Consider the following 6,966-nt stretch of genomic DNA (forward strand, 5'->3'; position numbering starts at 1 on the left):
GACGGCCGCGCCCCGCGGGACCTACTTCCAGCGCCCGAGCAGCTCCTGCGTGTGCTCGGTCAGTGCCATCTGCAGCAGCGGACCGAACGTCACGCGGCCGACGCCGAGCCCCTTCAGGCGCTCCAGGGTGTGCTTCCCGGGGTGCGCCGTGATGTTCACCGGCACGTCGATCGCCTTCACGATCGCGGCGATCAGCTCGTCGTCGTCCTGGATCTTGACCGGGTAGACCGTGTCGGCGCCGGCGGCGACGAGCGCCTCCAGCCGCTCGATCGCCTCGTCGAGCACGGACGACGGGTCCTCCGCGTGGGCGAACAGGTCGGTCCGCCCGTTGATCACGATCGGCACGCCCGCGTCGTCGGCCGCGGCGCGCAGCCCGCCGACGTAGGCGGCGTGCTCCTCGGTCGTGCGCAGCCGTCCGCCCTCGGAGTGGACCGTGTCCTCGAGGTTCAGCCCCGCCCCGCCGGCCTCGACCAGGCCGGTGATCAGGTCGGCCGGATCGGCGCCGTAGCCGGCCTCCAGGTCGACGGAGATCGGCACGTCGACGGACGCGATGATCGGCCGCACGGCCGTCAGGACCTCGTCGAGCGTCTGACCCTCGTTGTCCTTCGCGCCGCGCGAGTCGGCGAGCGGGTGGCTGCCGATGGTCAGCGCGTCGAAGCCGGCGCCGGCCGCGACCTTCGCGGACCAGACGTCCCACACCGTCGGCAGCACCAGGGTGCCGCCGCCTCCGTGCAGCTCCTTCAGGCGCTGCGCGTTCTTCACGGTTCGGTCGTCGGCCATGTCGTTCCTCCGTCGGGGTCGGAGCGGCGTCCGCCGCCCCACCCGCAACTGTCCCATCCGGAGGCCGGCGAAACCGGCGCGCGGGCGATCGCGCCGCCCCGCGCGTCCGTCCGGGCGACCGGGCGGCGAGCGTCGTCGCGCCACGCCGCACGCATCTTTAGGGTGTCCTACATGCGATTCCCCACCCTCGTGGTCGCGGCGGCGGCCACCCTCGCCCTCGCCGCCTGCGGCTCCGACGACGACACGACCCCGGCGGGCGACGGCGCCGCCTCGTCGACCGCCACCACCGGGACCGCCGCGTCGGCGGCCCCCGGCCCGTTCCCCGTCTCGCTCACGCACAGCTTCGGCCGCACCGAGATCGACGAGGCCCCCTCGCGCGTGGCCACGATCGGCTTCAACGAGGCGGACTTCGCGCTCGCGCTCGGGGTCCAGCCGATCGCAGAGCGGCAGGTCCTCGGCGACTTCGACGCCACGAAGCGCCCCTGGATCTCGGAGGCCGCGCGGGCGGCGAAGCCCGTCTCCGTCGGGTCGGACGAGATCGAGTTCGAGAAGCTCGCCGGCGCCCGGCCCGACGTCATCCTCGGCATCTACTCGTTCATCGACGCCGGCGCGTACGGCAAGCTCCGCCAGATCGCCCCGACGGTCGCGCAGGGCAAGCAGTACGAGCTCGGCGCCGAGCCGTGGGACCAGCAGCTGCTCGACACCGGAAAGGCCCTGGGACGCGAGGCGCAGGCCAAGCGGATCGTCGGCGAGGTCGACAGCCGGTTCGACGCCGCCACGAAGGAGCACCCCGAGTTCGCCGGCAAGACCCTGACGGTCGCGTTCGAGGGCGGTGGGACGCTGTTCAACCTGGCCGACTCCGACCTGCGCCAGCAGTACTTCACCGACCTCGGGTTCAAGACGCCCGAGGGCGCCGGCGTCGAGAACATCAGCAAGGAGCGCCTCGACGTCCTCGACCAGGACGTCCTGGTGCTGATCACCGACGACCCGGACGGGATCTCGGACGACCCGCTCTTCGAGCGCCTCGACGTCGCCAAGGAGGGCCGGGTGGTCACGGTCGCCACCAGCGACGCGTTCGCCGGCGCGCTGGGCTTCAACAGCCCGCTGAGCCGTCCGTTCCTGCTCGACCAGGCCGTCCCGCGGCTGGCCGCGGCGGTCGACGGCGACCCGGGCACGGCCGTCGAGGCGACGGAGTAGCAGGACCGGGGGCGCCGGCGGGGGATCGCGGACGCACGTCCGAGCCCACCGGCGCCACGGGCCGCCGCCATCCGGCATGATCGGGACATCGTCCCTTCACCAGGCCCATCGGTCCCGCGCGCGCGGTCTCTGCGCCGCCTGACGCTGCTGGCGGTCGCGCTCGCCGCGGTCCTCGTCGCCTGCCTGGCGCTCGCGCTGCGCGCCGGCTCGGCGGACGGCGCTCCGGGGGACCCGCTCGCGGACCTCATCGGCGGGGTCGGCGGACCGTCGGGCGGCGCGGCGCCCCCCGCACCGCAGCCCCTCGCGGACGGGTGGTCGCGCGTGCAGGACGCCGCCGACGCCGGCCTCGGCGCGAGCCGTCAGACCGGGGCCGGCGACGGCTGGGTCCCCGTCACGGTCCCCGACGTCACGCAGCCCGAGGCCAGCCCGGCCTCCTACGCCGGCTCGGTCTGGTGGTACAAGCGCCGCGTCACCGTGCCCGCCGCGACACCCGGGGCGACCTGGGCGCTGCGCTTCGAGGGCGTCCGCCGGGTGTCGACCGTCTACGTCGACGGTCAGGAGCAGGCCCAGAACGACGACCCGTACTCGCCCTTCGAGGTCGAGCTGCCCGAGTCGTCCGCCGGGCGCACGGTCACCGTCGCGCTGCGCGTGGACGGCCGCCGGCCGAAGCCCCTCTCGGAGGGCTGGTGGAACTGGACGGGCATCGTCCGCCCGGTCGCCCTCGTCCCGCGGGCCCGCCTCAACGCCGTCGACCCGATGGTCCAGGGCGCCACGTCGTGCACCGCCGCCGAGCAGTGCGACCGCACCCTGCGCGTGCGCACCAACGTCCGCAACCGCACCGGCGCCTACCTGCCGCTGCGCCTGCGGGTCAGCGTCACCGACGGCAAGGGCACCGTCCTGGCGTCGACGACCCAGGACCAGGGCGGCGTCGACGGCGGCGCCACGCGCAACGTGTCGCTCGAGCTGCCCGTCCCGAAGGCGCGCCTGTGGTCCCCGTCGGACCCCGCCCTCTACACCGCCACGGTCGACGTCGTCTCCGGCGTGGCGACCGAGCAGCGCGTCGTGCGGCGCGTCGGCTTCCGCAGCGTCACCGCCGTCGGCTCCAAGCTGCAGCTCAACGGGCGCGAGCTCCGGCTGCGTGGGTCCTCGGTCCAGGAGGACCTGCCGGGCCGCGGCGCCGCGCTGCGCGACGTCGACGTGCAGCGGATCGTGCAGGACCTGCAGGACGCCGGGGCCAACGTCACCCGGGCGCACTACACGCTCGACGAGCGGCTGCTCTCGGCGCTGGACCGCGCCGGGATCATGGTCTGGTCCCAGGCCCCGGTCTACCAGAGCACCAGCCGGCTGAACGACGCCGCCTACCGCGACCGCGCCCTGCGCACCAACCAGCGCGCCGTCGTCGCCAGTCGCAACCACCCGTCGGTGATCGTCCACTCCGTCGGCAACGAGCTCTCCGCCCAGGTCGACAAGTTCCCCGGGGCGGTCGACTACCTGGCGCGGGCCCGCGCCGACGCCCAGACGCTCGACCCGTCCGTGCCCGCGGCGATCGACCTCGTCAACTACCCGAACTACCCGATCCAGTCGGCCTACGGGCAGTTCCCGGTGCTCGGCCTCAACGTGTACTTCGGGTGGTACACCGGCAAGTCCGGGAAGCACTCCACGAGCCGCCCGAGCTCGTTCGCCCCGCACCTGCGGCGCCTCCGCCGGATGTACCCCACGGCGGCGATGGCGATCACCGAGATGGGGGCCGAGGGCGTCCGCAACGGGTCCCGCACGAAGAAGGGCACGCTCCAGTTCCAGGCGCGCTACTTCAACCAGATGATGAACGTCATCGACGCCGACCCGGCCCTGTCCGGCGCGCTCTACTGGACCGCCCGCGAGTTCGCGATCAAGCCCAGCTGGACCGGCGGGACGCCCTCCTCCTTCGCCAAGCGCGACGGCATCCACCGCAAGGGACTCCTGACCTACGACGGCCGGCCCAAGCCGGTCTGGACCTCGGCGAAGAACCGCCTGGACGGCAGCGTCTGGGGCGTCGGGGCGGCGCCGCGGACCGCCTACGGCCGCTGAGGGTCGCCGGGGGCGGACGACCACCGACGGCCGCTGAGGGTCGCCGGGGGCGGACGACCGCCCAGGCGGGCAGGTCTCGAGGGGCGGCCTCCGGGACCGCCGAGGCCGACCGGCCTGCGGGGGCCCGGCGCCGACCGAGACGCCCGGGGCGGTCAGACCCCGACGGTCCGGTGGTGGACGGCCAGTCGCTTCTGGAACGTCGTCATCTCGCGCCACGAGCCGACCGCCGCGGGGACCGCGCCGAAGACGGGGATGGCGCGCAGGCCGCGCGAGCGCAGGCCCTTCGCCGAGAACCGCTCGCGCAGGCCCGGCAGCTGCCGCAGGCGCCAGATCAGGCGCAGCGTCGACCACGGGGTCCACTTCTCGGGGATCGCGTCGCGGAGCACCTGGCCGCCGCGGACCACGAGCGCATCGAGCAGCGACCCGTCGTCGCTGCCGTCGGCGATGGCCTCGGCCTGCGCCGCGTCGTCCAGGAGCGCCCAGGCGACCAGCAGGTCCGACGCGATCTGCTCGTCGGTGCGGTCCGGGAAGCGGTCGAGCGTGGCGGACACGCCGGCCCGCGCCTGCTCGACGAGACCGACGACCTCGGTCGGGATCAGGCCCGGGGCACCGAAGGCGCCGGTCAGCGCGCCGCGCAGGCCCACGCGTGCACGGGCGTGGGTGGGGCGATCCGCCCGGCGGGCGGCGGCGCGGTCCTCGGCGGACTCCTCCCGCAGCAGCCCGACGAGCGCGACGAGCACCTGCTCGGGCACGCGGGGCAGGCGACCGGACCCGCTGCGCGGCCGGTAGGCGGCCACCGCGCGGCCGGTGGCGGCGCCGAGCTCCTTGACCTGACGGGGGGAGAGCGGCAGCAGGGGTTCGTCCGGCATGGCGGGGAAGGCTACGCGGCGGGTCCGGACGCGGGCGTGACGGATCCCGGCGGATCGCCCGGCCCCCGTCCCGCCCCGCGATCCCGGGCGGTCCGCCGCTCGACCCGACGCAGCAGCGGGCGGGCCACCGCGAGCATCCCGAGGATCGCCGCGACCGCGGCCCAGAGCAGCGGATCGTCCGCGGAGAGGTGCTCGAGCCGCCCGCCGAGCAGCACGACGATGCACGTCAGCGGCACGTAGCCGACGACGGTGGTCCAGGCGAAGCGCCTCACGGGCACGCCGAGCGCGCCGGGCACGATGCTCGCCAGCGTGAAGGGGACGATCGGGACCAGCCGCGAGGCCAGCAGCGGGAACGCCCCGGCGTGTTCCAGCATGCCGGCGAGCCGATCCACCCGATCGCGACCGAAGAGCCGCCGGGCCGCGGGCGTGCCGATCCACCGTCCGAGCGCGTAGCCCAGCAGGCCGGTCAGCAGCCACGAGACGAGCATCAGCGGCACGCCGATCCAGAACCCGTAGACGTACCCGGCGACGGCCAGCGCCAGCTCGGCCGGATACGGGATCACCGTGTGCACCAGGACGAGCGTCACGAGGACCAGCGCACCGGCGACCCCGAGGTCCCGCAGCTGGTCGCGGAGCGCGCCGGTGTCCCCGTCCAGGGCGTGGCCCAGCGCGTCGTGGAGCGGCGGCACCGCGAGGACGAGCGCGAGCAGGCCTGCCGTGATGGCGACCGTCGCGACGGCCGCCACGGTCCGCGGGCCGACGACGGGGCGCCTGGGGACGACGGGGTCGGCGCGGGCGCCGGGCTCGGCGTCGGCGCGGGAGCCGGCGTCGGCGCGGGGACCGCTGCGAGGGCCGGTGCCTGCCATCCACCGACGGTACGGCCGGGACGCCGGCCGGAGGTGGCGGGACGGTGAACGTCGGCGCGTCCTCTGCGGGCGGGTGTCCTCGCCCCGCGGGCGTTTTCGGCGGGCGGGCGTCTTCGGCGGGCGGATGTCCTCGGCGGGCGGGCGTCTTCGGCGGGCGGATGTCCTCGGCGGGCGGGCGTCTTCGGCGGGCGGGCGTCTTCGGCAGGCAGGCGTCCTCGGCGGGCGGGTGTCCTCGGTCCCCGATCGCGACCGTCCGGCCCGCGGTCGTCAGTCGTCGGCCGCGGCGTCGAAGGTCGCCCGCGCCCGCTCGACCCCCGGCATCGTCTCGGTCGTCCAGGCGAGGAGCGCGTCGATCAGGCCCTGCAGGCTCTTCCCCAGCGGCGCGATCCGGTACTCCACCGCGAGCGGCCGCGTGCCGGTGACGACCCGTTCGACCATGCCGTTGCGCTCCAGCCGCCGGAGCGTCGTGGTCAGCGACTTCTGCGTCACGAGCGGGATCGCGCGGCGCAGCTCGTTGAACCGGAGCGTCCGGTCGCACAGCTCGTCGAGGACCTGCAGCGACCACTTGTCGAGGACCTGGTCGAGCAGCTCGCGGTGCGGCGCGGCGATGACGGCCCGGTCCGGGGCCGCGACGGTGGTGTCGTCCATGAAACCTAGTCTCGTTGAAGTGGCCGCCGGACACCAGGTACACCTGGGATACCACGCACAACGACGTCTCCGAGGACCCGATCATGACCGTGAAGCTCCACTCCCCCGAGGGCATGTTCCAGCCCGTCCCGTACCGCCACGTCTCCGTCGCCACCGGCACGCGCCACGTCCACGTCGCGGGCCAGATCGCCCGCGATGCCGACGGCCGCCCGGTGGCCCCCGGCGACCTCACGGGCCAGACCGGACACGCCCTGCGCAACGCTGCCCGGGGTCTCGCGGGCGCCGGCGCGACCTTCGACGACGTCGTCCGCATGCGCTTCTTCGTCACGGGCTGGAGCCCCGACATGATGGACGCCTTCCTGGCCGGCATCGACGCGGTCGCCGCGGAGCTGGGCATCCCGCAGCCGCTCCCCCCGGTCTCGCTCATCGGGGTGGACTACCTGTTCGAGCCGGACGTCCTCGTCGAGGTCGAGGCTTACGCGATCCTCGACTGACGGGCGGCGGGCGGGGCGGCGGGGCCGGGCGGGCGGGCGGGCGGG

Annotated in this window: 7 protein-coding genes; 3 read left to right on the plus strand and 4 right to left on the minus strand. The window is 75.0% G+C overall.

The annotated features are described in order from the left end of the window. Positions 1 to 21: 21 nt before the first annotated feature. Positions 22 to 780: an isocitrate lyase/phosphoenolpyruvate mutase family protein gene (locus Q7T67_RS13745; protein WP_304790526.1), complete on the minus strand. Its 759-nt coding sequence runs from the start codon at positions 778 to 780 to the stop codon at positions 22 to 24. Positions 781 to 951: 171 nt separating this feature from the next. Between Q7T67_RS13745 and Q7T67_RS13750 the strand changes: the two genes are divergently transcribed. Continuing rightward, positions 952 to 1,977: an ABC transporter substrate-binding protein gene (locus Q7T67_RS13750; RefSeq protein ID WP_304790529.1), complete on the plus strand. Its 1,026-nt coding sequence runs from the start codon at positions 952 to 954 to the stop codon at positions 1,975 to 1,977. 321 nt (positions 1,978 to 2,298) lie between these two features. Beyond that, complete coding sequence (locus Q7T67_RS13755) at positions 2,299 to 4,044, plus strand: glycoside hydrolase family 2 protein (protein WP_304790532.1); 1,746 nt, start codon at positions 2,299 to 2,301, stop codon at positions 4,042 to 4,044. A 152-nt stretch (positions 4,045 to 4,196) separates the two neighbouring features. Here Q7T67_RS13755 and Q7T67_RS13760 read toward each other — a convergent pair whose 3' ends face one another. The 3 genes from Q7T67_RS13760 to Q7T67_RS13770 all read right to left on the minus strand — a co-directional run bounded on the left by Q7T67_RS13760 (position 4,197) and on the right by Q7T67_RS13770 (position 6,427). After that, a complete protein-coding gene (locus Q7T67_RS13760) occupies positions 4,197 to 4,913 on the minus strand; it encodes a hypothetical protein (RefSeq protein WP_304790535.1) in 717 nt (238 codons plus the stop codon). 11 nt (positions 4,914 to 4,924) lie between these two features. Continuing rightward, the gene (locus Q7T67_RS13765) at positions 4,925 to 5,779 is read right to left on the minus strand and encodes a TVP38/TMEM64 family protein (RefSeq protein ID WP_304790537.1); all 855 of its coding nucleotides are present in this window, start codon (positions 5,777 to 5,779) and stop codon (positions 4,925 to 4,927) included. 267 nt (positions 5,780 to 6,046) lie between these two features. Beyond that, a complete protein-coding gene (locus tag Q7T67_RS13770; protein ID WP_304790539.1) occupies positions 6,047 to 6,427 on the minus strand; it encodes a helix-turn-helix domain-containing protein in 381 nt (126 codons plus the stop codon). A gap of 83 nt (positions 6,428 to 6,510) precedes the next feature. Between Q7T67_RS13770 and Q7T67_RS13775 the strand changes: the two genes are divergently transcribed. Continuing rightward, complete coding sequence (locus tag Q7T67_RS13775; protein ID WP_304790542.1) at positions 6,511 to 6,921, plus strand: RidA family protein; 411 nt, start codon at positions 6,511 to 6,513, stop codon at positions 6,919 to 6,921. Positions 6,922 to 6,966: the final 45 nt, after the last annotated feature.

Source organism: Patulibacter sp. (genome assembly GCF_030655195.1).
Lineage (GTDB): Bacteria > Actinomycetota > Thermoleophilia > Solirubrobacterales > Solirubrobacteraceae > Patulibacter.